Origin of the sequence: Devosia sp. (assembly GCF_014860165.1) — a bacterium.
Taxonomy (GTDB): domain Bacteria; phylum Pseudomonadota; class Alphaproteobacteria; order Rhizobiales; family Devosiaceae; genus Devosia.
The window spans coordinates 62533-86486 of record NZ_JACZKG010000054.1; the positions used below are offsets into that span (position 1 = coordinate 62533).

General features: G+C 64.7%; 25 protein-coding genes. 18 read left to right on the forward strand and 7 right to left on the reverse strand.

Annotation, left to right across the window (positions count from 1 at the left end):
• Positions 1-10 precede the first annotated feature (10 nt).
• From IH615_RS13605 to IH615_RS13620, 4 genes are read left to right on the forward strand one after another with little or no spacing between them, the layout of a single operon-like run.
• On the forward strand, positions 11-934 hold the full coding sequence (locus tag IH615_RS13605) for an ABC transporter permease (RefSeq protein ID WP_291362416.1): 924 nt from the start codon (positions 11-13) through the stop codon (positions 932-934).
• On the forward strand, positions 927-2540 hold the full coding sequence (locus IH615_RS13610; RefSeq protein ID WP_291362417.1) for an ABC transporter ATP-binding protein: 1614 nt from the start codon (positions 927-929) through the stop codon (positions 2538-2540). The genes IH615_RS13605 and IH615_RS13610 overlap by 8 nt, the downstream gene beginning before the upstream one ends.
• On the forward strand, positions 2537-3577 hold the full coding sequence (locus IH615_RS13615; protein ID WP_291362418.1) for a four-carbon acid sugar kinase family protein: 1041 nt from the start codon (positions 2537-2539) through the stop codon (positions 3575-3577). Before IH615_RS13610 ends, IH615_RS13615 begins: the two co-directional genes overlap by 4 nt.
• Before the next feature lies 1 nt (position 3578).
• Complete coding sequence (locus IH615_RS13620) at positions 3579-4277, forward strand: FadR/GntR family transcriptional regulator (RefSeq protein ID WP_291362419.1); 699 nt, start codon at positions 3579-3581, stop codon at positions 4275-4277.
• A gap of 64 nt (positions 4278-4341) precedes the next feature.
• Here IH615_RS13620 and IH615_RS13625 read toward each other — a convergent pair whose 3' ends face one another.
• Positions 4342-4869 carry a LuxR C-terminal-related transcriptional regulator gene (locus tag IH615_RS13625; RefSeq protein ID WP_291362420.1) on the reverse strand — a complete coding sequence of 176 codons (528 nt, stop codon included), beginning with the start codon at positions 4867-4869 and terminating at the stop codon, positions 4342-4344.
• 153 nt (positions 4870-5022) lie between these two features.
• Here IH615_RS13625 and IH615_RS13630 point away from each other — a divergent pair, with 153 nt between their 5' ends.
• From IH615_RS13630 to IH615_RS13675, 10 genes are all read left to right on the forward strand, one after another.
• Positions 5023-5739 carry a CoA transferase subunit A gene (locus IH615_RS13630; protein WP_291362421.1) on the forward strand — a complete coding sequence of 239 codons (717 nt, stop codon included), beginning with the start codon at positions 5023-5025 and terminating at the stop codon, positions 5737-5739.
• The gene (locus tag IH615_RS13635; protein WP_291362422.1) at positions 5739-6398 is read left to right on the forward strand and encodes a 3-oxoacid CoA-transferase subunit B; all 660 of its coding nucleotides are present in this window, start codon (positions 5739-5741) and stop codon (positions 6396-6398) included. Before IH615_RS13630 ends, IH615_RS13635 begins: the two co-directional genes overlap by 1 nt.
• A complete protein-coding gene (locus tag IH615_RS13640; RefSeq protein ID WP_291362423.1) occupies positions 6395-7570 on the forward strand; it encodes an acetyl-CoA C-acetyltransferase in 1176 nt (391 codons plus the stop codon). The genes IH615_RS13635 and IH615_RS13640 overlap by 4 nt, the downstream gene beginning before the upstream one ends.
• A gap of 64 nt (positions 7571-7634) precedes the next feature.
• On the forward strand, positions 7635-9050 hold the full coding sequence (locus tag IH615_RS13645; RefSeq protein ID WP_291362424.1) for a sigma 54-interacting transcriptional regulator: 1416 nt from the start codon (positions 7635-7637) through the stop codon (positions 9048-9050).
• A 159-nt stretch (positions 9051-9209) separates the two neighbouring features.
• The gene (locus IH615_RS13650) at positions 9210-9989 is read left to right on the forward strand and encodes a 3-hydroxybutyrate dehydrogenase (protein ID WP_291362425.1); all 780 of its coding nucleotides are present in this window, start codon (positions 9210-9212) and stop codon (positions 9987-9989) included.
• Positions 9990-9997: 8 nt separating this feature from the next.
• Complete coding sequence (locus tag IH615_RS13655) at positions 9998-10771, forward strand: ABC transporter ATP-binding protein (protein WP_291362426.1); 774 nt, start codon at positions 9998-10000, stop codon at positions 10769-10771.
• On the forward strand, positions 10764-11498 hold the full coding sequence (locus IH615_RS13660) for an ABC transporter ATP-binding protein (protein ID WP_291362427.1): 735 nt from the start codon (positions 10764-10766) through the stop codon (positions 11496-11498). The genes IH615_RS13655 and IH615_RS13660 overlap by 8 nt, the downstream gene beginning before the upstream one ends.
• Before the next feature lie 40 nt (positions 11499-11538).
• Entirely contained in the window at positions 11539-12741 is a 1203-nt protein-coding gene (locus IH615_RS13665; protein WP_291362428.1) for an ABC transporter substrate-binding protein, read from the forward strand.
• 63 nt (positions 12742-12804) lie between these two features.
• Complete coding sequence (locus IH615_RS13670) at positions 12805-13692, forward strand: branched-chain amino acid ABC transporter permease (RefSeq protein ID WP_291362430.1); 888 nt, start codon at positions 12805-12807, stop codon at positions 13690-13692.
• A 71-nt stretch (positions 13693-13763) separates the two neighbouring features.
• Positions 13764-14672, forward strand: coding sequence for a branched-chain amino acid ABC transporter permease (locus tag IH615_RS13675; RefSeq protein WP_291362465.1), 909 nt, complete (start codon positions 13764-13766; stop codon positions 14670-14672).
• An 86-nt stretch (positions 14673-14758) separates the two neighbouring features.
• Here IH615_RS13675 and IH615_RS13680 read toward each other — a convergent pair whose 3' ends face one another.
• The 5 genes from IH615_RS13680 to IH615_RS13700 all read right to left on the reverse strand — a co-directional run bounded on the left by IH615_RS13680 (position 14759) and on the right by IH615_RS13700 (position 18343).
• A complete protein-coding gene (locus tag IH615_RS13680) occupies positions 14759-15766 on the reverse strand; it encodes a LacI family DNA-binding transcriptional regulator (RefSeq protein WP_291362432.1) in 1008 nt (335 codons plus the stop codon).
• Positions 15767-15877: 111 nt separating this feature from the next.
• Positions 15878-16210: a hypothetical protein gene (locus tag IH615_RS13685; RefSeq protein ID WP_291362434.1), complete on the reverse strand. Its 333-nt coding sequence runs from the start codon at positions 16208-16210 to the stop codon at positions 15878-15880.
• Positions 16207-17094 (reverse strand): NAD(P)-dependent oxidoreductase, encoded by an 888-nt coding sequence (locus IH615_RS13690; protein WP_291362436.1) that lies wholly within the window; start codon positions 17092-17094, stop codon positions 16207-16209. The genes IH615_RS13685 and IH615_RS13690 overlap by 4 nt, the downstream gene beginning before the upstream one ends.
• Positions 17091-17591 (reverse strand): gluconokinase, encoded by a 501-nt coding sequence (locus IH615_RS13695; protein WP_291362438.1) that lies wholly within the window; start codon positions 17589-17591, stop codon positions 17091-17093. Before IH615_RS13695 ends, IH615_RS13690 begins: the two co-directional genes overlap by 4 nt.
• Positions 17588-18343, reverse strand: a complete 756-nt coding sequence (locus tag IH615_RS13700; protein ID WP_291362440.1) for an SDR family oxidoreductase — start codon at positions 18341-18343, stop codon at positions 17588-17590. Before IH615_RS13700 ends, IH615_RS13695 begins: the two co-directional genes overlap by 4 nt.
• Before the next feature lie 115 nt (positions 18344-18458).
• Between IH615_RS13700 and IH615_RS13705 the strand changes: the two genes are divergently transcribed.
• From IH615_RS13705 to IH615_RS13715, 3 genes are read left to right on the forward strand one after another with little or no spacing between them, the layout of a single operon-like run.
• A complete protein-coding gene (locus IH615_RS13705; protein ID WP_291362442.1) occupies positions 18459-19382 on the forward strand; it encodes a 2-hydroxyacid dehydrogenase in 924 nt (307 codons plus the stop codon).
• A complete protein-coding gene (locus IH615_RS13710; protein ID WP_291362443.1) occupies positions 19382-20413 on the forward strand; it encodes an L-idonate 5-dehydrogenase in 1032 nt (343 codons plus the stop codon). The genes IH615_RS13705 and IH615_RS13710 overlap by 1 nt, the downstream gene beginning before the upstream one ends.
• A 12-nt stretch (positions 20414-20425) precedes the next feature.
• Positions 20426-21316, forward strand: a complete 891-nt coding sequence (locus IH615_RS13715) for an SMP-30/gluconolactonase/LRE family protein (protein ID WP_291362445.1) — start codon at positions 20426-20428, stop codon at positions 21314-21316.
• Here IH615_RS13715 and IH615_RS13720 read toward each other — a convergent pair whose 3' ends face one another.
• Positions 21317-22372 carry a LacI family DNA-binding transcriptional regulator gene (locus tag IH615_RS13720; protein WP_291362447.1) on the reverse strand — a complete coding sequence of 352 codons (1056 nt, stop codon included), beginning with the start codon at positions 22370-22372 and terminating at the stop codon, positions 21317-21319. It abuts the gene before it with no gap.
• A gap of 81 nt (positions 22373-22453) precedes the next feature.
• On the opposite strand from IH615_RS13720, the gene IH615_RS13725 reads away from it, so the two are divergent.
• A complete protein-coding gene (locus IH615_RS13725) occupies positions 22454-23947 on the forward strand; it encodes a sugar ABC transporter ATP-binding protein (protein ID WP_291362449.1) in 1494 nt (497 codons plus the stop codon).
• Positions 23948-23954 lie beyond the last annotated feature (7 nt).

The following is a 23954-nucleotide window of genomic DNA, read 5'->3' on the forward strand; positions in this document are numbered from 1 at the left end:
GGCGCCTGATATGACCGACCTGTCGCTCGCCAAGCCGCCCCGTTCCGAGAAATCCGCTGCCGCCACCCTGCTGTCGATGCTGTGGCGCGACAAGCTGGCCTTTGTCTCGGCCATCGTCCTGCTGCTGATCATCCTGTGTGCCATGCTGGGCCCTTCCCTGCTCGGCGAACTGGCAAGCCACCAGAACCTGCGCGGCCGCAACAGCCCGCCCTTCGACCTGGCCAAGGGCTGGGCCTTCGTGCTGGGCGGAGACTCGCTGGGCCGGCCGATGCTGGCCCGACTTATCGTGGCGGCACGCAGCACCATGCTTGTGGCCGCGGGCGCAGTGGCCTTCGCATTGTTCGTCGGCGCCACGCTGGGCCTCGTCGCCGGCTACCTCGGCAAGAACACGTCGCAGGTGATCATGCGGCTGGCCGATGTGATCATGAGCTTCCCCTCGCTGCTGCTGGCGGTGGTGGTGCTCTATGTGCTGGGGCCATCCATCCCCAACATGATCCTCGTCCTCGCCATTACCCGCATTCCGATCTACCTGCGCACCACGCGGGCCGAAGTGCTGGAGGTGCGCGAGCGCATGTTCGTGCAGGCGGCCATCGTCATGGGCGCCAGCCACTGGCGCATCATCGCCCGGCACGTCCTGCCGGTGGTCACCCCGACCCTGGTCACCATCGCAACGCTGGATTTTGCCTTCGTCATGCTGGCCGAGTCCTCGCTCAGCTTCCTGGGCATCGGCATCCAGCCGCCCGATATCACCTGGGGCCTGATGGTCAGCCAGGGCCGGCCCTATCTCAGCAATGCCTGGTGGCTGGCGCTGTGGCCGGGCGTCTGCATCGTCATCACCACCCTGGCGCTGAACCTGCTGAGCAACTGGATGCGCATCGCCCTCGACCCCGCCCAGCGCTGGCGGCTGGAAGCCAGGAGCACGTCAGATGAGTAATGCCCTGCTCGAAGTCCACAACCTCAGTGTGGATTTCCACACCGCGCGCGGCACGGTCCATGCGGTCAGACATGTCTCATGGAGCGTCAATCGCGGCGAGACCCTGGCCATCCTGGGTGAAAGCGGCTCGGGCAAGTCCGTCTCGGCAAATGCCGTGATGAACATTCTCGACAGGCCGCCGGCGCAGATCGTCTCGGGCGAGATCTTCTATGACGGCCAGGACCTTCTCAAGGTCAGCTACGAAACCCATCGGGCGCTCAACGGCAAGAAGATCGCCATGATCTTCCAGGACCCGCTGAGCCACCTCAACCCGGTCTATACCGTGGGCTGGCAGATCGTGGAGATGATGACCGCGCATGGCCGGCCCGCCGACGCGGCGCGTGCCCGGGCGCTGGAGCTGATCGCACGCGTCGGCATTCCGGACCCCGAAGCGGCCCTCCACAAGTACCCGCATCAGTTTTCCGGCGGGCAGCGGCAGCGCCTGATGATCGCCATGGCGCTGATGCTCAAACCCGACATCCTGATCGCCGACGAGCCAACGACCGCACTCGACGTGACCATCCAGGCCGAAGTGCTGGCGCTGCTCAAGGAATTGCAGGCCGAAACCGGCATGGGGCTGGTGCTGATCACCCACGACCTGGGCGTCGTCGCCGAGATTGCCGACCGCGTCGTGGTGATGAGCAAGGGCGAGATCGTCGAGGCGGGGACGCCGCGCGGAGTCTATCACAATGCCCAGCATCCCTATACGCGCCAGCTGATTGGCGCGGCTCCGGGCAAGGGCGAGATCAGGGTGCTGGACAGTGCCGAACCGGTGCTGCTTGAAACGCGGAAACTCTGCAAGACCTATGGCAAGTTCACCGCCTTGCACGACGTCTCGCTGACCCTCCATCGCGGACAGAGCCTTGCGGTGGTTGGCGAGAGCGGCTCGGGCAAGTCGACGCTGGCCCGCGCCATCCTGCGCCTCGAAAAGGCCGATAGCGGTGAAGCACTCTGGAAGGGTCGCGACCTCATTGCCATGAAACCGGGCGAACTGCTGGGTGTGCGGCGCGAGATCCAGATGGTGTTCCAGGACCCCACGCAATCGCTCAATCCGCGCATGTCGGTCTACCAGCTCATCTCGGAAGGCTGGGATATCCACCGGCTGATGCCCGATCGGGCTGCCAGGCAGGCCAAGGTGGCCGCCTTGCTGGAACAGGTCGGCCTCGCCCCCGAACATGCACAGCGCTACCCGCACCAGTTTTCCGGCGGCCAGCGCCAGCGCATCGCCATTGCGCGCGCTTTGGCGCTCGAGCCGGAACTGATCATCTGCGACGAGGCCGTTTCGGCGCTTGACGTTTCCATCCAGGCCCAGGTCATCGCCCTGCTCGACGACCTGCGAAAGCGTTTGGGCATTTCGTTCCTGTTCATCGCCCATGATCTCGGCGTGGTGCGCGATTTTGCCGATACGGTCATCGTCATGAAGTCGGGCGAAATTGTCGAGCGCGGGCCCACCGGTGACATCTTCGCGGCCCCGCAGCACCCCTATACGCAGCGCCTGCTGGCCGCCAATCTGGATCCTGATCCCGATATCCAGGCGCAGCGCCGGTCGGCCGGAATGGGTCCATGACACAACTGGCCGTCATTGCCGATGACCTGACCGGAGCCCTCGACGCCGCCGCTCCATTCGCCGCACGCGGCCTGTCGACGGTGGTGGCATTGGGACGGGACGAGCTTCCCGCCGCGCTGGCCAGCGGCGCCGAGGTGATTGGCGTCTCGACCGGCAGCCGCGAGCTGTCGCCAGCTGCGGCCAGGCAGGCGGTGGCCGATTGCCTGGCATTGCTCCCCACCGGATTGTCGATCTTCAAGAAGGTGGACTCACGCCTCAAGGGCAACATCACCGCTGAACTCGACGCCATCACCTTCCGACGCGCGCTGGTCATCCCGGCCATCCCGGCATTCGGGCGCTGGATGCGCGACGGGCGGCTGGGCGGTTTCGGGGTGTCCGCACCGATCGATGTCGCTGCCAGGCTGGGCCACCACGCCGGCAAGGCGCATATGCCCGATGTGGAAACGCAGGACGATATCGACCGGGCGCTGACGCGCTTTGACCATGATTTGCCAGTCGGTGCCCGCGGGCTGGCCGAAGCGCTGGCAGCCCGCCTCGCACCGGTCGCTGCGCCGCCTGTGGTGCCGAGCATCACTGCGCCGATTATCTGCGTGATCGGCTCGACCGATCCCATTACCCTGGCGCAGATTGGGCGCTTGCGGGATGCCAACCCGGGGCTGCACGACATTGCTGCACCGAACGGGGTGGCGCCACATGACTTGCCGCCGCTCGGCCCGATGACTCTGCTGCAGGCCACCGCCGGGGGCACCCCCATCGATCCGGCACTGGTGGCGCGACATCTGGGCGAAGCGCTGCTGCGCATGCCGGTGCCGCCTGGCGCCACCCTGTTCATCTCGGGCGGCGCTACGGCGCAGGTGGTCTTGCGGGCCCTGGGGATCGGCCTTCTCCAGCTCGCTGGCGAGGCGCTGCCCGGCCTGCCTATTGCCCGGGCGGGCGGCTTCACGATAATCACCAAGTCGGGGGGCTTCGGCACACCCGATACATTGCTGCGCCTGCTCGAGCATTCGGGCAGCGCGGACCGGAGGGCGCACGGATAGCATGTCGGAAATTCTCAACGTTCGGCGCAGCCTTTCCGATGCGGTGTTCGACCGCATCCAGCGGGCCATCAAGTCCGGCGCCTACGGCGTGGACGAACGTTTGCCCACCGAGCATGCCCTGGCTGCAGAGTTCCAGGTGTCCCGCCCCGTGGTCCGCGACGCACTGCAGCGCCTGCGCGACCAAGGCCTGATCTATTCGCGCCGTGGGGCCGGCAGCTTCGTGCGCGAACAGGGCCTGCGCGAACCGCTGGGCTTCGGCCAGATGGAGAACCTTTCGGACCTGCAGCACTGCTACGACTTCCGCCTGACCATCGAGCCGGAAGCCGCCGCCATGGCGGCCGTCCGCCGTTCACCCGAGGCCTTGCAGGAGATCAGGTCGGCACTCAACCAGCTTCGCGATGCCACCAACCGTCAGGCGCACCGCGCCGATGCCGATTTCATGTTTCACCTCAGCATCGCCCGGGCGTCGGCCAATCCGTATTTCGCCACCGCCATGGAGGCACTGGAGGAGCACATCGCCGTCGGCATGCGCTTTCACGGCCTTTCATTGCGCAGCACCCACGACGGCCTGCAGCATGTCTTTGTCGAACATACTGCCGTCTACGAAGCCATCGCGCGCGGCGATGCCGCCGCGGCCCGCACGCATATGCAGACCCACCTCAACGGTTCCCGAGATCGGCTGTTTGCTCCCAAGCGCTGATTGCCTCTCACCCAGGCAGACGACTGTCGAACAGTCAGGGCCTGGGTACCGGCGGTATCCAGGTTCATGGCGCGAAGAACCAGGCAATCAGCTCCGCGGTATTGCGAACGCCCACTTGCCGCATCATGCGCAGGCGATGCGCTTCCACGGTCCGCTGGCTGAGGCCGATTTCGGCGGCGATGGCGGCATTGGTCTTGCCTTGCGCCACCAGGGCCAGGATCTGTCGCTGCCGCCCGGTTATGGTCGCCTCACTGACCGGCCGGCTCATCGGCTCGAAGCAGTAGAGCGCTTCGGCAAAGGGGTCGGTGCCATGGCGTGAGCGGCCATTGACACGGCACCAGAAGCGGTGGCCACCAGCACCCTCCATGATGCGCTCGTCGTAATAGACCTGGCCACCCGGCAGGTGACTGCGCCACATCTGCCCGGTGCGCACGAAATCGGCCAGCGCGGGGTAGAGCCGGGAGAAGCTCTGATCGATCAGGTCCTCGCGCACAAAGCCAAACAGGGCGGCGAATTCCCCATTGCAGTCACGGATGATGCGGTGGGTGGCAAACACCATGGGCACGGGAATTTCGCCCAACGTGAAGCGCATGGAAGCGCGGTCCGGGCTCGCGGGGAGAGGTGTCGCCATAGCGTATAAATACGACTAACCGGGCCGGACGGACAAGACCTAACCTTCCCTCAAACGGCGTGCTGCGGGGAGCGGCATCGCCGATATCAAACAAGACGGCGAGGAGGACGGGCTTTGCAAAAGGTCTATGCGGACGCAACGGCGGCCATGGCCGGCGTGCTGGCGGATGGAATGGTGATCATGTCGGGCGGCTTCGGCCTCTGCGGCATTCCCGAGGCCCTGATCGCGGCGATCCGGCAGTCTGGTGTCAAAGACCTGACCTTCATTTCCAACAATGCGGGCGTCGATGGCATCGGGCTCGGCACGCTGCTGGAGACAAGGCAGATCAGGAAGATGATCTCGTCCTATGTGGGCGAGAACAAGCTCTTCGCCCAGCAGTTCCTGTCGGGCGAGCTGGAGCTCGAATTCACCCCGCAGGGCACGCTGGCCGAGCGAATCCGGGCCGGAGGCGCGGGCATTCCGGCCTTTTTCACCAAAACGGGCGTGGGCACGATCATTGCCGATGGCAAGGAAGTGCGCAGCTTCGACGGCGACGACTACGTGATGGAGCGCGGGCTGGTGGCCGACGTCTCGCTCGTCCATGCCTGGAAGGGCGATACCGAGGGAAATCTCGTCTATCGCAAGACGGCGCGAAACTTCAATCCGATGATGGCAACGGCCGGCAAGGTGACCATTGCCGAGGTTGAGCACCTGGTCGAGGTCGGCGAGATCGAGCCCGACCAGATCCACACGCCGGGCATTTTCGTGTCGCGGCTGGTGCATGTGCCCAACCCGGCCAAGCATATCGAGCAGCGCACGGTGCGGCCCCGCGCCATGGCGGAGGTGAACTGATGGCCTGGACCCGCGAACAGATGGCGGAACGCGCGGCGCGCGAATTGCAGGACGGCTTCTACGTCAATCTCGGCATCGGCATTCCGACGCTGGTGGCCAATTTCATCCCGGATGGCATCGACGTGCGGCTGCAGAGCGAGAACGGCATGCTCGGCATGGGGCCCTTTCCCTTCGAGGGCGACGAGGATGCGGACCTGATCAATGCCGGCAAGCAGACCATTACCGAACTGCCGCTGACCAGCTTCTTTTCCAGCGCCGACAGCTTTGGCATGATCCGGGGCGGGCATATCGACCTCTCCATCCTCGGCGCCATGCAGGTGGCCGAGAATGGTGATCTCGCCAACTGGATGATCCCCGGCAAGATGGTCAAGGGCATGGGCGGGGCGATGGATCTCGTTGCCGGGGTCAAGCGCGTCGTGGTGGTGATGGAGCATGAGGCCAAGGGCGAGCCCAAGCTGCTCAAGGCGTGCACCCTGCCGCTGACGGGAAAGCGCGTCGCCGACATGGTGATCACCGATCTGGGTGTCTTCACGCTGGAGCGGCGCGGCGAGCCACGCATGGTGCTGATCGAGCTGGCTGATGGAGTGAGCGTGGACGAGATCACCGCCAAGACCGAGGCTCATTTCACAGTCGGACAGAGCCTGAAGGTGCCGGCATGAGCGATATCGTCATTGTCGGCGCGGCACGCACGGCCGTCGGGGCCTTCATGGGCGGGCTCGCCACCGTGCCGGCGCATGAACTGGGTGCCACGGCCATCGCCGTGGCGCTGCAGCGGGCTGGCGTGGAGGCCAGCGAGGTCGATGAGGTGATCTTGGGGCAGGTGCTGACAGCGGGTACCGGACAGAACCCGGCTCGGCAGGCGGCAATGCGCGCGGGTGTACCGCAGGGCGCCACGGCCTGGAGCCTCAACCAGGTCTGCGGTTCGGGCCTGCGCGCGGTGGCGCTCGGCATGCAGCAGATTGCGGCCGGGGATGCGCGGATTATCGTCGCGGGCGGACAGGAATCCATGTCCCTGGCGCCGCATTGCCAGCAGTTGCGGGCGCCCGCGAAAATGGGGCCGATTACGCTCGTCGATACCATGATGGTCGATGGGCTGATCGACGCCTTTGGTGGCTATCACATGGGGATCACCGCCGAAAACGTGGCGAAACAGTTCGGCATCGACCGGGCGGCGCAGGACGGCTTTGCACTGGCCTCGCAGCAGAAGGCCGCGGCAGCACAGCAGGCGGGGCGGTTCACGGCCGAGATCGCACCGGTAACGGTCAAGACGCGCAAGGGCGATGTCGTGGTCGATAGCGACGAATATATCCGCTCCGATACCAGCGCCGAGGCACTGGCCAAGCTCCGTCCGGCCTTCGACAAGGAGGGCACGGTCACCGCTGGCAATGCCTCGGGCATCAATGACGGCGCTGCGGCACTGGTCCTGATGCATGAAGACGAGGCCGCGCGGCGCGGGCTGACGCCGGTGGCGCGGATTGCCGGCTGGGCGACGGCGGGCGTCGATCCCACCATTATGGGGACCGGACCGATTCCGGCTTCGACCAGGGCACTGGCCAAGGCCGGCTGGAATGTCGCCGATCTCGACCTGATCGAGGCCAATGAGGCTTTTGCGGCCCAGGCCTGTGCAGTCAACCAGGCGATGGGCTGGGACCCTGCACGGGTCAACGTCAATGGCGGCGCCATTGCCATCGGGCACCCGATCGGGGCATCGGGCGCGCGGGTGCTGGTGACGCTTCTGCATGAACTGGCGCGGCGTGGCGGCAGCAAGGGGCTGGCGACGCTGTGCATCGGAGGGGGCATGGGCGTGGCGCTCTGCGTCGAGCGGGTGTGATGCCGTTGCCCAAGCCATGAGCGGGCACTAGACTCGCCCGGAACGAATGGAAGCGAGACCGGCCATGGCGCCCATACCGACAACCGAACGCTGGCCGGCGGCCAATGGGCTGGCCAGCATCGAGGAGGCGGTGGGTGCCTTCAGCCTGCTGAGGGATTTCTTCGAAGGCGCCATCATTGTCGACGCGCAGACGCGCATCACCTGGATGGACAAGCGCTATCGCGAGTTGCTGAAGCTGGCGCCCGATTTCGATCCCATCGGCCTGCCGGTGGAAGAAATCCTGCCCCATTCCCTGCTGCGGCGGGTCGTCGAGACAGGCCGGCCGATCCTGCTCGACATCATGAACTTCGACGACCGCCAGTTCGTCGTCTGCCGCATTCCGCTCAAGGACGAAGCGGGGGCCGTGGAAGGGGCCATCGGCTTCGTCTTCTATGACAATGTCGATTATCTCGCACCGATCCTCGACAAGTTCGAGGCGCTGCAGAAGCAGCTCACCAGGGCACAGGCGGCGCTGACGCGGGAGCGGCAGACCAAATATTCGCTGTCGAGCTTCGTCGGCCAGAGCGAGGCGGTCAAGGATCTCAAGGCCATGGTGCGGCGCTTTGCCCTCAGAGATGGTGCGGCGCTGATCCTGGGCGAAACCGGCACTGGCAAGGAACTGCTGGCCCATGCCATCCACCAACAGTCGGACCGGGCGGACGGACCATTTGTCGCGGTGAATATGGCGGCGGTGCCCGAGGCTTTGCTGGAAGCCGAGTTCTTCGGCGTGTCGCCGGGCGCCTATACCGGCGCCGACAAGAAGGCGCGGCAGGGCAAGTTTGAGCTTGCCCATGGCGGCACGCTGTTTCTCGACGAGATCGGCGACATGCCGCTGGGTATCCAGGCCAAGTTCCTGCGCGTGTTGCAGGAGGGCGAGATCGAGGCGCTGGGCTCCAATACGGTCAAGAAGATAGATGTCCGCATCATCGCCGCGACGTCGCAGGATCTCGAAGCCAAGATTGCCGACAAGAGCTTCCGGGCCGATCTCTATTATCGCGTCGCGGTGCTGACGGTGCATGTGCCGCCGCTGCGGGAGCGGCGGGAGGACATGGCGCTGCTCTGTGAAACGCTGCTGGAGCAGACCATGCGGGCGGGCGACCAGCGCGGCTGGGAGATCACGCCCGAGGCGGTGGCGCTGCTGCAGGCGCATGCCTGGCCGGGCAATGTGCGCGAATTGCGCAATGTGCTGGAACGGGCCGCAGCGCTGGCGCCGAGTGAAGTGCTGGATGCCAGGGTCATCTCCCGCGCGCTACCGCCGGGCGTTGTGCGGTCAGGCGCGCCACGTCAGGGGCTGGCCACTGCCGTGGCCGATACGGAACGGCAGGCGATCCTTGATGCGCTTGAGGCCACCGGCGGCCAGAAATCGGCCGCGGCGCTCCGGCTGGGCGTGTCGCGCTCGCAATTCTACGAAAAGCTCAAGCGCCACAATATCACCCTCTGATCTGTCCGGATTCCCGGACAGTGTCGTGTCCGCCATACATATCCTGCCGTCTGCTCTGCCGGAAAACGCCCGGATTGCTGCCTTTCCGCGCTTGGCACGGAACTTGATACATAGCTGGCAAAAGACCGGGCCCATCGAAGGCCCGCTACAGGGTGGAGCATGACGACAAAGCGCGTGGCACTGGTCACAGGCTCGACGAGCGGCATTGGCCTCTCGATCGCCAGCAAATTTGCGGCGATGGGTTATGACGTAGCGATCAACAGCTTCGAGGCGGAAGCCGATGTGGTCGACGCGCTGCGTTCAGTGGCAGGCAATGGCGCCAGCGTGCGCTATTTCCAGTCCGATCTGTCCCTCAATGGCGGTGGCTACGACCTGGTTGGCGAGGTGGTCTCGGCTTTTGGCCAGCTCGACGTGCTGGTCAACAATGCCGGCGTGCAGAAGGTCGCCCCGATCGAGGACCTGCCGCCCGCCGACTGGGACCGCATCGTCGCGGTGAGCCTGGATTCAGCGTTTCACACCATCCGCGCCGCCCTGCCGGGCATGACCGGTCGCGGCTGGGGTCGCATCATCAATATCGCCTCGGCGCATGGCCTGCGCGCTTCGCCGTTCAAATCGGCCTATGTGGCAACCAAGCATGCCGTGGTCGGGTTGACCAAGGCGGTGGCGCTGGAAACGGCGGAGAAGGGCATTACCGTCAATGCCATCTGTCCCGGCTATGTGTGGACGCCGCTGGTCGCCGCGCAGGTGGCCGACCAGGCGCGGGTGCATGGCATGAGCGAGGAGCAGGTGATGCGCGAGGTGATCCTGGCACCGCAGCCGACGCGGCAATTCGTACAGCCCGAGGAAATTGCCGAACTGGCAGCCTATCTTTGCGGCGACCTGGCCCGCTCGATCACCGGCTCGGCCATTTCCATAGATGGCGGATGGACAGCCCGATGAGCGCAGCCATGACAACCCTGACCGCTCCACAAGCCGACGTGATCCTGTCCGCGCGCGGCCTGACCAAGCGTTTTGCCGGCTTCGTGGCCGTCAACGGCGTCGATCTCGATGTGCAGCGGGGCTCGATCCACGCGCTGATCGGACCCAATGGCGCGGGCAAGACCACCTGCTTCAACCTGCTGACCAAGTTTCTGCAGCCCAGTGCTGGCACCATCACCCTCAACGGCCGCGATATCACCCGCATGCCGGCCGCCGATATCGCGCGGCTGGGCCTGGTGCGCTCGTTCCAGATTTCGGCGGTGTTTCCCAGGCTCAGCGTGCTCGAAAACGTGCGTATCGCCCTGCAGCGGCGGCGCGGCGACAGCTTTGATTTCTGGCGCCCGGAGAAGGTGCTGCGCGCGCTTGATGCCGAGGCGATGGAGCGGGTCGACGAGGTCGGCCTGTCGAGCTTCACCCATGAGACGGCGGGCGAATTGAGCTATGGCCGCAAGCGGGCACTCGAGATTGCCACCACGCTGGCGCTGGAGCCGGAAATGCTGCTGCTGGACGAGCCGATGGCCGGCATGGCGCAGGAGGACGTGGCGCGCATCTCGGCGCTGATCCGAAAGATATCAGCCAATCGCACCATCTTGATGGTGGAGCACAATCTGTCTGTCGTGGCCGACCTCTCCGACCGCATCACCGTGCTGGCCCGCGGGCAGGTACTGGCCGAGGGGCCCTATGAAGCGGTGTCGAAGGACCCGCGCGTCATCGAAGCCTATATCGGAGCGGGCCATGAGTGAGGCATTGGCGATGACCGACGCGATCACCGACAGCCTGCTCGCGGTACGCAATCTCAATGGCTGGTACGACGAGAGCCATGTGCTGCATGGCATCAATTTCGATGTGCGCCCCGGCGAGGTGGTGACCCTGCTCGGCCGCAATGGCGCGGGCAAGACCACGACGCTGCGCGCCATCATGGGCATCCTCGGCAAGCGCCAGGGCTCGGTGCGCTTCGACGGCCGCGAGCTGATCGGGCTTGAGCCACGCCACATTGCCCAGGCCGGCATCGCCTTCTGTCCCGAGGAGCGGGGTATCTTTTCGAGCCTCTCGGTCGACGAAAACCTCATGCTGCCGCCGCAGGTCAAGCCGGGCGGGCTGACGCGCGAAGCGGTGCTCGACATGTTCCCCAACCTGCGCGAGCGGCTCGGCAGCCAGGGCACCAAGCTCTCTGGCGGTGAGCAGCAGATGCTGGCCATCGGCCGCATCCTGCGCACCGGCGCCAAATTCCTGCTGCTGGACGAACCCACAGAGGGCCTGGCCCCGGTCATCGTGCAGCAGATCGGCCGCACACTGAGCCAGCTCAAGAGCCAGGGCTTCACCATCGTGCTGGTCGAACAGAACTTCCGTTTCGCGGCCTCGGTCGCGGACCGGCACTACGTGGTCGAACAGGGGCGGGTGATCGACACCATCCCCAATGAAGACCTCGCCGCCAACATGAACAAGCTGCACGCCTATCTGGGCGTCTAGCACCAAGCCGAAAATCGGCACTTTCAGGAGGAACGCAGTAATGAACTTCAAGACCCTCATTCTGGCCTCGGCCACCAGCCTGTTGCTGGCGGGCACGGCCATGGCCCAGACTGCAATCAAGATCGGCGTGCTCAACGATCGCTCGGGCGTCTATGCCGATTTGTCCGGCGAAGGTTCGGTGATCGCCGCCCGCATGGCCGTCGAGGATTTCGATGCCGCCGGCAAGGGCATCACGGTCGAAATCATCTCGGCCGATCACCAGAACAAGCCTGATATTGCCTCCAACATTGCGCGCCAGTGGTATGATCAGGACGGCGTCGACCTGATCGTGGACGTGCCGACCTCGTCGGCGGCCTTTGCAGTCAACGAGATCACCCGCGAGAAGAACAAGATCTTCATGAATTCGGGCGCCGGCTCGGCCGATCTGACCGGCGCGCAGTGCTCGCCCAACACCGTCCACTGGACCTATGACACCTGGGCTCTGGCCCACGGCACCGGCTCGGCCATGGTGGCCGAAGGCAATAGCAAGTGGTTCTTCATCACCGCGGACTATGCCTTTGGTCAGGCTCTGGAAAAGGACACCACGGCAGTCGTCGAAGCCGCTGGCGGCGAAGTCCTTGGCGCGGTGCGCCATCCGTTCCCCGGCACCGACTTCTCGTCCTACCTGCTGCAGGCCCAGGCTTCGGGCGCCCAGGTGATCGGCCTTGCCAATGCCGGTGGCGACACCGTCAACACCATCAAGCAGGCATCCGAATTCGGCATCACCCAGGCTGGCCAGGCGCTGGCGGGTCTCTTGATCTTCATCACCGATATCCATGCGCTCGGCCTTGAAACCGCGCAGGGCCTGGTGCTGACCGAGAGCTTCTACTGGGATCTCAACGACGAGACCCGCGCCTGGTCCGAGCGCTTCGCCGCCGAGAATGACGGCAAGAAGCCGACCATGGTTCATGCCGGCGTCTATGCCAGCGTGCTGCACTACCTCAAGGCGGTGGAAGCCACCGGCGGCAAGGAAACCGAAGCCCTGATGGCCTCGATGAAGTCGACCCCGACCAGCGATCCGCTGTTCGGCGAAGGCATGATCCGCGAAGACGGCCGCAAGGTGCATGACATGTACCTGTTCCAGGTCAAGTCGCCGGCCGAGTCCACCGGTGCGTGGGACTATTACAACCTGCTCGCTACGATCCCGGCTGCGGAAGCCTTCCGTCCCCTCGAAGACGGCGGCTGCGCCTTCCTCGCCGAGTAACTCGCCCAAGGCGCTCCGGCCCGGCCGGGGCGCCACCCTTTCGTTCCACCAGGATTGCTTGTCATGTTCGAGCTTTTGGGCATTCCGCCACAGGCGCTTTTCGGCCAGTTGCTGCTGGGGCTGATCAACGGCTCGTTCTATGCGCTGCTCAGCCTTGGCCTGGCAGTCATCTTCGGCCTGCTCAACATCATCAATTTCAGCCATGGCGCGCAGTATATGATGGGCGCCTTCGTCGCCTGGATGCTGCTGACCTATACCGGCATCAACTACTGGTGGGCCCTGCTCATCGTGCCGCTGGTGGTGGGCGCGACAGGCGTGGTCATCGAGCGGCTGATGATATCCAGGCTCTATCACCTCGACCATCTCTATGGCCTGCTGCTGACCTTCGGGCTGGCGCTGATCATCCAGGGCCTGTTCCGCAACCAGTATGGCGTCTCGGGCCTGCCCTATTCCATTCCGGCTGAACTATCGGGCGGCACCAATCTGGGCTTCATGTTCCTGCCCAATTATCGCGGCTGGGTGATCGTCGCCTCGGTCGTGGTCTGCTTTGCCACCTGGTTCGCCATCGAGAAGACCAGGCTGGGCGCCTATCTGCGCGCCGCCACCGAAAACCCGACGCTGGTTGGCGCCTTCGGCATCAATGTGCCGCGCATGATCACGCTGACCTATGGCTTTGGCGTGGCGCTGGCGGCTCTGGCCGGCGTGCTGGCCGCGCCAATCTACTCGGTCAATCCCAATATGGGTGCCGACCTCATCATCGTGGTCTTTGCCGTGGTGGTCATCGGCGGCATGGGCTCGATCCTGGGCGCTATTCTCACCGGCTTTGGCCTGGGCATCGTCGAGGGCCTGACTCGGGTGTTCTACCCCGAAGGCTCCGCCGTGGTGATCTTTGTGATCATGGCCATCGTGCTGCTGGTCAAGCCTGCCGGGCTGTTTGGAAGGACGCAGTGATGACGACCCAATCGGAGACCGGCTATCGGTCCGAAGCCGCGGCCCTGCCGGTCGGCACGCCGCGCCATCACATGGTGATCTTCGCCGTGCTGCTCGGCCTGCTGCTGGTGGCGCCCAGTGTGCTCTACCCGGTCTTCCTGATGAAGGTGCTGTGCTTTGCGCTGTTCGCCAGTGCGCTCAACCTGCTGCTCGGCTTTGGCGGGCTGCTCTCCTTCGGCCACGCCGCCTTCTTTGGTTCATCGAGCTATGTTGCGGCCTATGCGGCCAAGGCCTGGGGCTTCAATCCAGAATTCGCCATCCTGCTAGGCGTGCTGGCAGCGGCCGTGCTGGGTCTGGCCATCGGGGCATTGGCCATCCGCCGGCAAGGCATCTATTTCGCCATGGTGACGCTGGCCTTTGCGCAGATGGTATTCTTCTTTGCCCTGCAGGCGCCGTTTACCGGCGGCGAGGACGGCATCCAGGCCGTGCCGCGCGGCAAGCTGTTCGGCTTTGTCGATCTCAGCTCCGATCTCACGCTCTATTTCGTGGTGGTGGCCATCGTGTTTGGCGCGCTGCTGCTGATCTATCGCATCATCCACTCGCCCTTCGGCCAGGTGCTCAAGGCGATCCGTGACAACGAGCCCCGCTCGATCTCGCTGGGCTACAAGGTCAACCGCTACAAGCTCGCCGTCTTCGTCATGTCCGCCGCGCTGGCGGGCCTGGCCGGGGCCACCAAGGCCATCGTGTTCCAGCTCGCCTCGCTCACCGACGTCTATTGGACCATGTCGGGTGAGGTGGTGCTGATGACGCTATTAGGCGGCATGGGCACGGTGTTCGGGCCGTTGGTCGGCGCTGCGGTGATTGTCACCATGCAGAACTACTTCGCCGGCTTCGGCGCCTGGGTAACGGTGCTGCAGGGCGCCATCTTCGTAGTCAGCGTGCTGCTGTTCCGCGAAGGCATCGTGGGTGTGCTGGCCAAGTGGCTCAAGAAGCCACTCTAGGCTGGTAGCGACAAGGTAACGGCGACGCTGGTAGCGACAAGGTAACGGCGACCGATCTCCTCGCAGGCAGCACCACTGCTCCAGGATCAAACCCGATGGCTTGGTGTCAGCTGAGTACTCTCCCGTACAAGCAGTTCCGGCACTATTGTCAGAATTCGATCCGTGGGCTTGCCCTCGAGAAGGTCAAGGATAACCCGTGCAGCCTGCTGCCCGATTTCGATCGGGAATGGATTGATGGTGGTCATGGAGGGCACGCAGATCTGACCTATGTCATAGTCGCCGAAACCGGCAACACTCATTCTGTCTGGCACCGCCACACCGCGTCTTTGGCACTCGGTCAGGGCACCAAAGGCGGATAGGTCCGAGACGCAGATGACCGCCTCGGTATCAGGCATCGTATCCAGCAGCCGTCCCATCGCGTTGGCGCCCTCGCGCATCGAGATAGGCGGGGTGCCGACGGCAATCAGGCGATCTGGAAGGAGGCCGTGGCGCTCCATCGCGTGCAGGAAGCCCAGGCGCCTGTCGGCGCCGCGCGTGTCACGGGTGGTATCGCCGCCGATGAAAGCAATCTTTCGCCTGCCCTGTTCCACCAGATGGTCGACCAGGCGTCCCACAGCGGCGGCATTGGAGAAGCCCACCACATTGCCAATCGGGTCTTCCGGCAGGTCCCAGGTCTCGACCACGGGGATCCCCGCGTTCTCCAGCAGGCGTCGCGCGCGCGGCGTGTGCTTGCCACCCGTCACCACGATGGCCTCGGGGCGCCGTGTCAGCAGCTGCTCGATCAGCTGTTCCTCCTGCGCCGTATCGTAGTCGGTATAGCCGAGCAGAATCTGCAACCCGCTTGGCCTCAGGCCATCCGAAAGGCCACGAACCGTCTGGGCAAAGTTGGCATTGTTGATGGATGGAATGGTGACGGCGACGAAATTGCTCTTCTGCGACCGCAGGTTCGATGCGGTGCTGTCAAAGACATAACCCAGATCTTCGGCGGCCTTGGCCACCTTCTCGCGCGTCTTGGCGCTGACCGAGGTCCCATCCTTGAGCGCCCTGCTGACCGTCATCGGCGACACGCCCGCGCGTTGCGCGACGTCCATCATGGTGGGCTGTTGTCTTGGGCCGGGCATCAGGTTTGGGGATTCCGATGGTATCGATCACCACAACAAATCAGCAAGTGACCGAACCCGCAAGTTCGGCCACCCAACTTGCGGCTAGAGGGCGTGGTCGCTGGCCATTGTGACATGGTGGTGGATACGTCCATCGAAGAACCGCGCCACCACCGACTCCGTTACCCTGCGGGACTCCATCCGAATCGGGCTGGCCAGCGCGCCCTGCATCGCCTCCTGGCTCGGATAGCTCACGGCGAGGATCAGCGGGAATTCCGGGGCCCCATCGTCGCGGGACTCCGAGAAGCTCAGGCGCACGGCGCTGGCGCCGGGAAACTGCTTCCACAGCGGCAGCAGCTCGTTGGTAACGGCCTCTCGAAAGGCCTCGGTCTGCCCATCGCGGACCTCGCCCTCGAACAGGGCGTAGCGGGTAATCATGAAAACTGTTCCTTGTCTGGGCCCTTGAAAAATTCCATCAGCGCCGCCTGGTCCTCGCCGCCCAGTCCGGCCGCGGTCAGCATGCGGTGAATCTCTCCACACAGTGACGTCAACGGCATGGCGACGCCGGTCTGGCGGGCGAGTTCGCGGGCGCCATCGAGGTCCTTGACCATGTTGTCGATCCGTCCGGTGCGCCTGTAGTCGCGCGTGGCAAAGCGCGGCATGTATTCCTGCAGGATTGCACTGTCGGCGCGGCCGCCCCGAAGCGCTGCGGGGATCAGATTGGCATCAACCCCTGCCGCCTGCGCCAATGCGGTCGCCTCGGCAACCGCCAAAAAGCCCAGCCCACACAGGACCTGGTTGATCAGCTTGGTGGCCTGCCCCGCGCCGACCGGCCCCATCCGCGTCTGGTTGGAGGCGACATTGCGCAGCACCGATTGTGCCATGGCGACATCGGCTTCTACGCCGCCCTGCATGAGCGTGAGTTGCCCGATCGCGGCCTTGGGCGCCCCGCCGGAAAGGGGGCTGTCCACCCAGCGCAACCCGCGTCCCGCTGCATCTTCGGACAGTTGCCTGGTGGCAGCAGGATCGATCGAGGACATGTCGATGACGAGTGTGCCGGGGTCTGCACCCTCGGCAACGCCACCGGCACCGAATACCGCAATCCTGACAATGGCCGCAGAGTTTAGACTGAGGATCACCGCCCCTGCACCGCGCGCGGCCTCTGCAGCACTGGCGGCGGCGATGGCCCCTTGCGCCACCAGCGCGGCAACCTTTTCCGGATCACGGTCATAAACCCGCAGGTTTGTACCCGATTGGGCAAGGCGGGCGCCGATGGCACCGCCCATCGCACCGGCCCCGATCAGGGCGACTGGTGTGCTCATGATAATCCTCTCTTGAACTCGGCCAATGCGGTCGCGACCATGGTCTCGACCGGCATATCTATGGCCAATGTAAGCGCCTCTTCCGCGCCCGGGGGTTCCAGCGTCGCCAGCTGGCTGTCGAGCAGGCTGACGGGCATGTAATGGCCCGGCCGTTCGGCCATGCGCTGCGCCAGACTTGCCCGGTCTCCTGCCAGATGCACGAAGTGCAGGGGCACGCCCGATCGTGTCCGCAGGCGGTCACGATAATCACGCTTGAGCGCCGAACAACTGACAACGATCGGCCGGTCATTGGCAAGTGCCGACGCGACGGCGTCCAGCCAGGGCCAGCGGTCCGCGTCATCAAGCGGGATGCCGGCCCGCATCTTGGCGACATTGGCTTGGGGATGAAGCCGGTCGCCCTCGATAAAGCGGGCGCCCAGCCGCTCGGCCAGGGCAATCCCGACAGTGGTCTTGCCACAGCCCGATACACCCATGACCACCACGCGCAGCTCACTCATAGCGAGGCCGTGATGCCGCCATCGACATAGAGGATATGGCCGTTGACGAAGCTGGAAGCGTCAGAGGCGAGGAAGATTGCGGCGCCGACAAGTTCATCGACATTGCCCCAGCGCCCTGCCGGTGTGCGTTTTTCCAGCCAGGCGGAGAATTGAGGATCGGCCACGAGCGCTGCATTGAGCGGCGTATCGAAATAGCCCGGTGCGATCGCATTGCATTGCAGTCCGTGCCGGGCCCAGTCGGTCGCCATGCCCTTGGTCAGGTTGCCGACGGCACCCTTGGTAGCCGTGTAGGGCGCAATTGAAGGTCGGGCCAACGCGGTCTGCACGCTGGCGATATTGATGATCTTGCCCCTGCCGCGACCGATCATGTGGCGGGCACAGGCCTGGCCGACATGGAACACGCTGGCGATGTTGGTCTGCAGCAGTTTTTCGAACGCGGCAGCGGGGAAATCCTCCAGCGGCCCGCGATGCTGCATGCCGGCATTGTTGATCAGGATGTCTATGGCGCCGTGTTCGGCCTCGAACCGATCTACCGCTGTCCGCACCGCATCATGATCGGTCGCGTCAAAGGCCAAGGTACTCGCCCCGGGCACTTGCGCCGCTGCTGCGGCAAGCTTGTCCGCATCCCGGCCGTTGAGCACCACGCGTGCCCCGGCCGCCGCAAGCCCTTGTGCCAAGGCGAGCCCGATCCCCTGCGATGACCCGGTGACCAGCGCCCGTCGCCCTTCCAGGTTGAACAATTGAATCGACATGGCACCCCGCAGATTTCGTCTCGACAAACGCTTCGGCTTTTGTTTTGATATCGATAACATTTCCTGTCAAGCGAGAACTGTAGCCACGATGACAAGCAAGCCCGAGATAATGCAGATGGGTCCCTATCCAGCCTGGGACCAGGAACCGCTGGACGCCGCCTACACCGCGCACCGCTATTTCGAGGCGGGTGACAAGGCTGCGTTTCTCGCCGAATTCGGCCCCAGGGTGCGGGCCATCGCGACCCGCGGCGAACTGGGCGCCAACGCGCAGGTCATTGCCGCCTGTCCGCAACTTGAGGTCATCAGCGTCTATGGCGTGGGCTTCGATGCGGTTGACCTCGACGCCTGCCGGGCACGCGGCATCCGCGTGAGCAACACACCCGACGTGCTGACCAATGACGTGGCGGATCTGGGCATCGCCATGATGCTGGCACAGTCGCGCGGGGTTATCGGTGCGGAAACCTGGGTCAGGGATGGCTCCTGGGCCAGCAAGGGCCTCTATCCGCTGAAGCGCCGGGTCTGGGGCAGGCGAGCGGGCGTGCTGGGTCTCGGGCGCATCGGCTTTGAGGTCGCCAAGCGCCTGGCCGGCTTTGACATGGACATCGCCTATTCCGACGTCGGGGCCAAGGACTATGCCAGCCAGTGGGAGTTCATTGCCGATCCGGTGGCGCTGGCGGCGCGCTCCGATTTCCTGTTCGTGACCCTGGCGGCGTCGGGCGCCACGCGGCACATCGTGGGCAAGTCGGTCATCGAGGCGCTGGGCCCCGAAGGCACGCTGATCAATATCTCGCGGGCTTCCAATATCGACGAGAACGCGCTGATCGAGGCCTTGGCCTCGGGCCGGCTTGGCGCGGCGGCACTCGATGTGTTCGAGGGCGAGCCCAAGCTCGACCCGCGCTTCCTGACGCTGGACAACGTTTTGCTGCAGCCGCACCATGCCTCGGGCACGGTGGAAACCCGGCAGGCCATGGGCCAACTCGTGCGCGACAACCTGGCGGCGCATTTTGCTGGCCGCCCCCTCCTGACCCCGGTGTTCTGATGCAAGCTATCGTTATTCATTCCGCCAGGGACTTGCGGATCGAGGAGCGTCCCGAGGAAGCAGTCGGGCCGGGCGAAGTTGGCCTGCGGCTGGCGACGGGCGGCATTTGCGGCTCGGACCTGCATTATTTCAACCATGGCGGCTTCGGCACTGTCCGGCTGCGGGAACCAATGATCCTGGGGCACGAAGTCTCGGCCGTGGTCGAGGAGCTTGGCGAGGGCGTGACGGGCCTGGCGAAGGGGCAACTGGTTGCGGTTTCGCCATCGCGCCCCTGCGGCAGCTGCCGCTATTGCACCGAAGGCCTGCCCAACCAGTGCCTCAACATGCGCTTTTACGGCTCGGCCATGCCGTTCCCACACATTCAGGGCGCGTTCCGTCAGAAGCTGGTGGCCAAGGCCAACCAGTGTGCGGTCGCCGACGGCCTGAGTGCCGGAGAAGCGGCCACGGCGGAGCCGCTGGCGGTGACGCTGCATGCGACGCGCCGGGCTGGCGACCTGTTCGGCAAGCGGGTGTTGGTGACCGGCTGCGGGCCGATCGGCGTGCTGTCCATCCTGGCGGCGCGCCGGGCTGGTGCTGCAGAGATCGTCGCCACGGACCTCTCCGACTTCACGCTCTCGATCGCGCGGAAGGCCGGCGCCGATCGCACCATCAATTCGGCGAGCGAGCCGGACGCGCTCGCCGCCTATGGCACCGACAAGGGCTATTTCGACGCTTTGTACGAGTGCTCTGGCGCTGCGGTAGCCCTGGCCGGCGGCATCGGCGCGCTGCGGCCCCGCGGTATCGTGCTGCAACTGGGGCTGGGTGGCGACATGAGCGTGCCCATGCAGACCATCACCAGCAAGGAGCTGGAAATTCGCGGCTCGTTCCGCTTTCATAGCGAGTTTGCCATCGGCGTGGAGCTGATGCGCAAGGGGCTGATTGATGTGAAGCCGCTCATCTCCCAGACCCTGCCGCTCGCCCAAAGCGTCGACGCTTTCACCCTGGCATCGGATCGCTCGCAGGCGATGAAGGTGCAGATCGCATTTTCCTGACGGGACCAGCACGTGACGGATTTTGAAGTTTTCGATGAGCGTTTCGCGCGCTTCTTCATGGAAAATGCGCCGGTCAAGCGACTGGCGACCGGCTTTGACTGGGTCGAGGGCCCGGTCTGGTTCGGCGACATGGGCTGCCTGTTGTTCTCGGACATCCCCAACAACAAAATTCTGCGCTGGTCGCCCGATGGGGTGAGCGTGTTCCGCCAACCCTCCAACTATGCCAACGGTCACACCCGTGACCGGCAAGGGCGGCTGATATCGTGCGAGCATGGCACCCGTCGTGTGACGCGGACGGAGTGGGATGGATCGATCACGGTCATTGCCGACAGTTTTGAGGGCAAACGCCTCAACTCGCCCAATGACGTGGTGGTCGCAACCGACGGAGCAATCTGGTTCACCGACCCCCATTACGGCATCCAGACCGATTATGAGGGTTTCCGGGGCGAGCAGGAATTGCCCTGTAATGTCTATCGCGTTGACCCCGCCGGCGGGATCGAGGCTGTCATCACCGACATCAACTGCCCCAACGGGCTGGCCTTCAGCCCGGACGAAACCAGGCTATACGTCGCCGACACGGGGCGCATGTTCTCCCAGGATACGCGGCACATCCTGCGGTTCGACATGGTCGATGGCCGCCCGCGAAACGGTCGTCCCTTTCACATCATCGCGGTTGGCGCCGCCGACGGCATCCGGCTCGATAGCGATGGTAATCTGTGGTCCTCCGCCGGGGACGGCGTGCGCTGCCTCTCACCGGACGGCGTACTCCTGGGTTTGGTCCGCGTGCCGGAGGGGGTGTCAAACCTGTGCTTCGGTGGCCGCGCCAAGCACCAGCTGTTCATAACGGCCACGACAAGCCTTTACAGCGTCGTGCTCAATCGCGGGGGTGCGCAACGCCCCTGATCAGATGGTTTCCCCCTCGATCAGCTTGGTCCGGACCGCGATGACCCGGCGGGTTGGTTCGCCCCTGATGCGGGCGACGAGCGCCTGGGCTGCCTGCTTGCCCAGCCCCGTCGTTGGCACGACTGTCGTGGTGAGGCGCTTGGGCAGGATGGATGCCGCCTCCATCCCGCCCCAGCCGACAATGCCGATATCCTCGGGCACGCGCAGCCCGCGCGACTGACAGAAAGCCAGCCCACCAATGGCCATTTCGTCATTGTGGAAATAGACCAGATCAAGCGCAGGCTGCCGGGCCAGCAGAATTTCAAGACCGTAGAAGCCGGCGTAGAAGCTGGGGGCGTCTTCAAGAATCTCCGTTTCGACCAGAGGATGGCCAGCCTCCTCAAGCGCGGCGGCAAACCCTTCGAGGCGGGACTGCCCCATAACGTCCGAACGCGAGTGAGCCCCCAGATAGGCGGCGCGACGGCGGCCCTTTTGCAGAGCAAAGCGCGCCATTTCCACGCCGCAGTCATAGTGGGAGAAGCCAACCGACAGATCGATCGGGCTGGTGGTCAGGTCCCACATTTCGACCACCGGAATGCCGCTCGTGGACAACATCTGCACAGTGCCGATGGAGTGGCTGCGACCCGCCAGGATGACGCCCGCCGGCCGCCAGCTGACGATGTGGCGGACCCATTCTTCCTCTTCGGGCTGGGAATGGTTGCTGCATCCGATCATCATCTGGAAGCCCAGCCGCGACAATGCGCGGTCCAACCCGTCCAGCACATTGCCGAACAGTCCCGATGTGAGGCGCGGCACACACACACCGACCAGCGTCGAGGCTCTGTCTGCGGCAAAGGCGGAGGCCAGGCGGCTGGGCACATACCCCAGGCGCCGAGCTTCTGAGAGCACCCTCTGCGCCGTCTCTTCCGAGAAGCCGGTCCCCCCACGAAGCACCCTGCTGACCGTCATTTTCGAAACGCCGGTGAGCCGGGCGATATCGCTCAGGCCGGGCGCGCCACGCCGCTCGCCAGGCTCAATCGCCGCAAAATTGTTATCGATATCTTTTTTGCTTGACACTATTGGGCCACTGGATCAGGGTGCACTTACGTTACCGGTAAACCTAACTTGAGAACAAGGGGCCGGGAGGAGGAACATCGAATGGACGAAACCGCCAGCGGTTTGTTCTTTGATCGCATCGTCAAGTCATTCGGCGGCACCCAGGCCCTGCGCGGTGTGTCGCTCAAGGTCGGGCGCGGCGAGATCGTCGCCCTGTTGGGTGAGAACGGCGCCGGCAAGTCCACGCTGATCAAGGTACTCGGCGGCATTCATCGTCCCGATGCCGGTATGGTCTCGATCGATGGCGTTCCCTATGCCCACGAGGCGGGCCGGGCCAGCGGACAGAAGGTGGCCTTTATACATCAGGACCTTGGCCTGATCGAATGGATGACCGTGGCTGAGAACGTGGCCATGCAACTCGGCTACGAGTGCCGCCTGGGCCGCATCGACTGGGCTGCAACCCAGACCAAGGCGGAACGGGCCCTCGCACTGGTCGATGCCGACTTCCCGGCCACCGCCCGGGTGTCGAGCCTGTCGCGAACGCAGAAGTCTCTCGTGGCCATTGCCCGTGCCCTAGCTGCCGAATGCGATTTCCTCGTCCTCGACGAGCCAACGGCGAGCCTGCCTGCCGATGAGGTCGAACGCCTGTTTTCGGCCCTTCGGCCGCTGCGCGAGCGCGGCGTTGGTATGATCTATGTCAGCCACAGGCTCGATGAAATCTTCCTTGTTGCCGACCGCGTGGCGGTGCTGCGCGATGGACAATTGGTGGCCATGCGCGATGTTGCCCACACCACGCCGGACGAACTGGTCGGGCTGATCGTCGGCCGCAAGGCGCGGGAAATCCAGCGGCCACCCGTCCTCGAAGGTCCTGCCATCCTGACGGTGGAAGGGCTGACCACGCGCAGCGTCGGTCCGGTGAGTTTCGAAATCCGACGCGGAGAACTGCTCGGCCTGGCAGGGCTGCGGGGTGCTGGCCATGAAGATATTGGCAGAGCCCTGGTCGGCGCGCGCAAGCATGGCGGCAGGATTGTCCTTGATGGCCGCACGCCTGATCTTTCCTCGCCGCAGACCGCAATGGCCGATGGCATTGGCCTGGTGGCGCGAGACCGCGTGCGTGAAAGCGTGGCGACCGGCCTGACCATTCGTGAGAACACCTTCGTCAACCCGTCCGCAACGGGTCGCGGCCTGTTCTCGCTCATGACACCAGGGCAGGAGGAAGCGCTGGCCCGTGAAATCGGTGCCCGGGTCGGTCTTTCCCCCAACGATCCGTCCCTGCCCATCGAGGCCCTGTCCGGCGGCAACCAGCAGAAGGTGATCGTCGGTCGATGGCTGGAGTCGGGCCGGCGCCTACTGGTGACCGAGGATCCCACAGCAGGCGTCGATGTGGGAGCCAAGGCAGAAATCTACCACCTGCTCTTCGAGGCCTTGGCTTCCGGCATGGGCGTACTCGTGATCTCCACCGACTTCGAGGAGATCGCCAATATCTGTCACCGCGCGATCGTGTTCTCGCGCGGCCTGCCGGTCGCCGAACTTACCGGCGTCGAACTCTCCACCGAAACCCTGATCCAGGCCGCTTCGGCCGGTGATGCCGCTTGAGGTCCGC

Coding starts and splice junctions, on each gene's coding strand:
- IH615_RS13710 (WP_291362443.1), top strand. CDS start 19,382: ATGCAAGCTATCGTTATTCATTCCGCCAGGGACTTGCGGATCGAGGAG.
- IH615_RS13655 (WP_291362426.1), top strand. CDS start 9,998: ATGACAACCCTGACCGCTCCACAAGCCGACGTGATCCTGTCCGCGCGC.
- IH615_RS13615 (WP_291362418.1), top strand. CDS start 2,537: ATGACACAACTGGCCGTCATTGCCGATGACCTGACCGGAGCCCTCGAC.
- IH615_RS13670 (WP_291362430.1), top strand. CDS start 12,805: ATGTTCGAGCTTTTGGGCATTCCGCCACAGGCGCTTTTCGGCCAGTTG.
- IH615_RS13700 (WP_291362440.1), bottom strand. CDS start 18,343: ATGTCGATTCAATTGTTCAACCTGGAAGGGCGACGGGCGCTGGTCACC.
- IH615_RS13685 (WP_291362434.1), bottom strand. CDS start 16,210: ATGATTACCCGCTACGCCCTGTTCGAGGGCGAGGTCCGCGATGGGCAG.
- IH615_RS13645 (WP_291362424.1), top strand. CDS start 7,635: ATGGCGCCCATACCGACAACCGAACGCTGGCCGGCGGCCAATGGGCTG.
- IH615_RS13605 (WP_291362416.1), top strand. CDS start 11: ATGACCGACCTGTCGCTCGCCAAGCCGCCCCGTTCCGAGAAATCCGCT.
- IH615_RS13695 (WP_291362438.1), bottom strand. CDS start 17,591: ATGAGTGAGCTGCGCGTGGTGGTCATGGGTGTATCGGGCTGTGGCAAG.
- IH615_RS13610 (WP_291362417.1), top strand. CDS start 927: ATGAGTAATGCCCTGCTCGAAGTCCACAACCTCAGTGTGGATTTCCAC.
- IH615_RS13665 (WP_291362428.1), top strand. CDS start 11,539: ATGAACTTCAAGACCCTCATTCTGGCCTCGGCCACCAGCCTGTTGCTG.
- IH615_RS13660 (WP_291362427.1), top strand. CDS start 10,764: ATGAGTGAGGCATTGGCGATGACCGACGCGATCACCGACAGCCTGCTC.
- IH615_RS13680 (WP_291362432.1), bottom strand. CDS start 15,766: ATGATGGACGTCGCGCAACGCGCGGGCGTGTCGCCGATGACGGTCAGC.
- IH615_RS13690 (WP_291362436.1), bottom strand. CDS start 17,094: ATGAGCACACCAGTCGCCCTGATCGGGGCCGGTGCGATGGGCGGTGCC.
- IH615_RS13705 (WP_291362442.1), top strand. CDS start 18,459: ATGGGTCCCTATCCAGCCTGGGACCAGGAACCGCTGGACGCCGCCTAC.
- IH615_RS13725 (WP_291362449.1), top strand. CDS start 22,454: ATGGACGAAACCGCCAGCGGTTTGTTCTTTGATCGCATCGTCAAGTCA.
- IH615_RS13620 (WP_291362419.1), top strand. CDS start 3,579: ATGTCGGAAATTCTCAACGTTCGGCGCAGCCTTTCCGATGCGGTGTTC.
- IH615_RS13635 (WP_291362422.1), top strand. CDS start 5,739: ATGGCCTGGACCCGCGAACAGATGGCGGAACGCGCGGCGCGCGAATTG.
- IH615_RS13650 (WP_291362425.1), top strand. CDS start 9,210: ATGACGACAAAGCGCGTGGCACTGGTCACAGGCTCGACGAGCGGCATT.
- IH615_RS13675 (WP_291362465.1), top strand. CDS start 13,764: ATGGTGATCTTCGCCGTGCTGCTCGGCCTGCTGCTGGTGGCGCCCAGT.
- IH615_RS13625 (WP_291362420.1), bottom strand. CDS start 4,869: ATGCGCTTCACGTTGGGCGAAATTCCCGTGCCCATGGTGTTTGCCACC.
- IH615_RS13640 (WP_291362423.1), top strand. CDS start 6,395: ATGAGCGATATCGTCATTGTCGGCGCGGCACGCACGGCCGTCGGGGCC.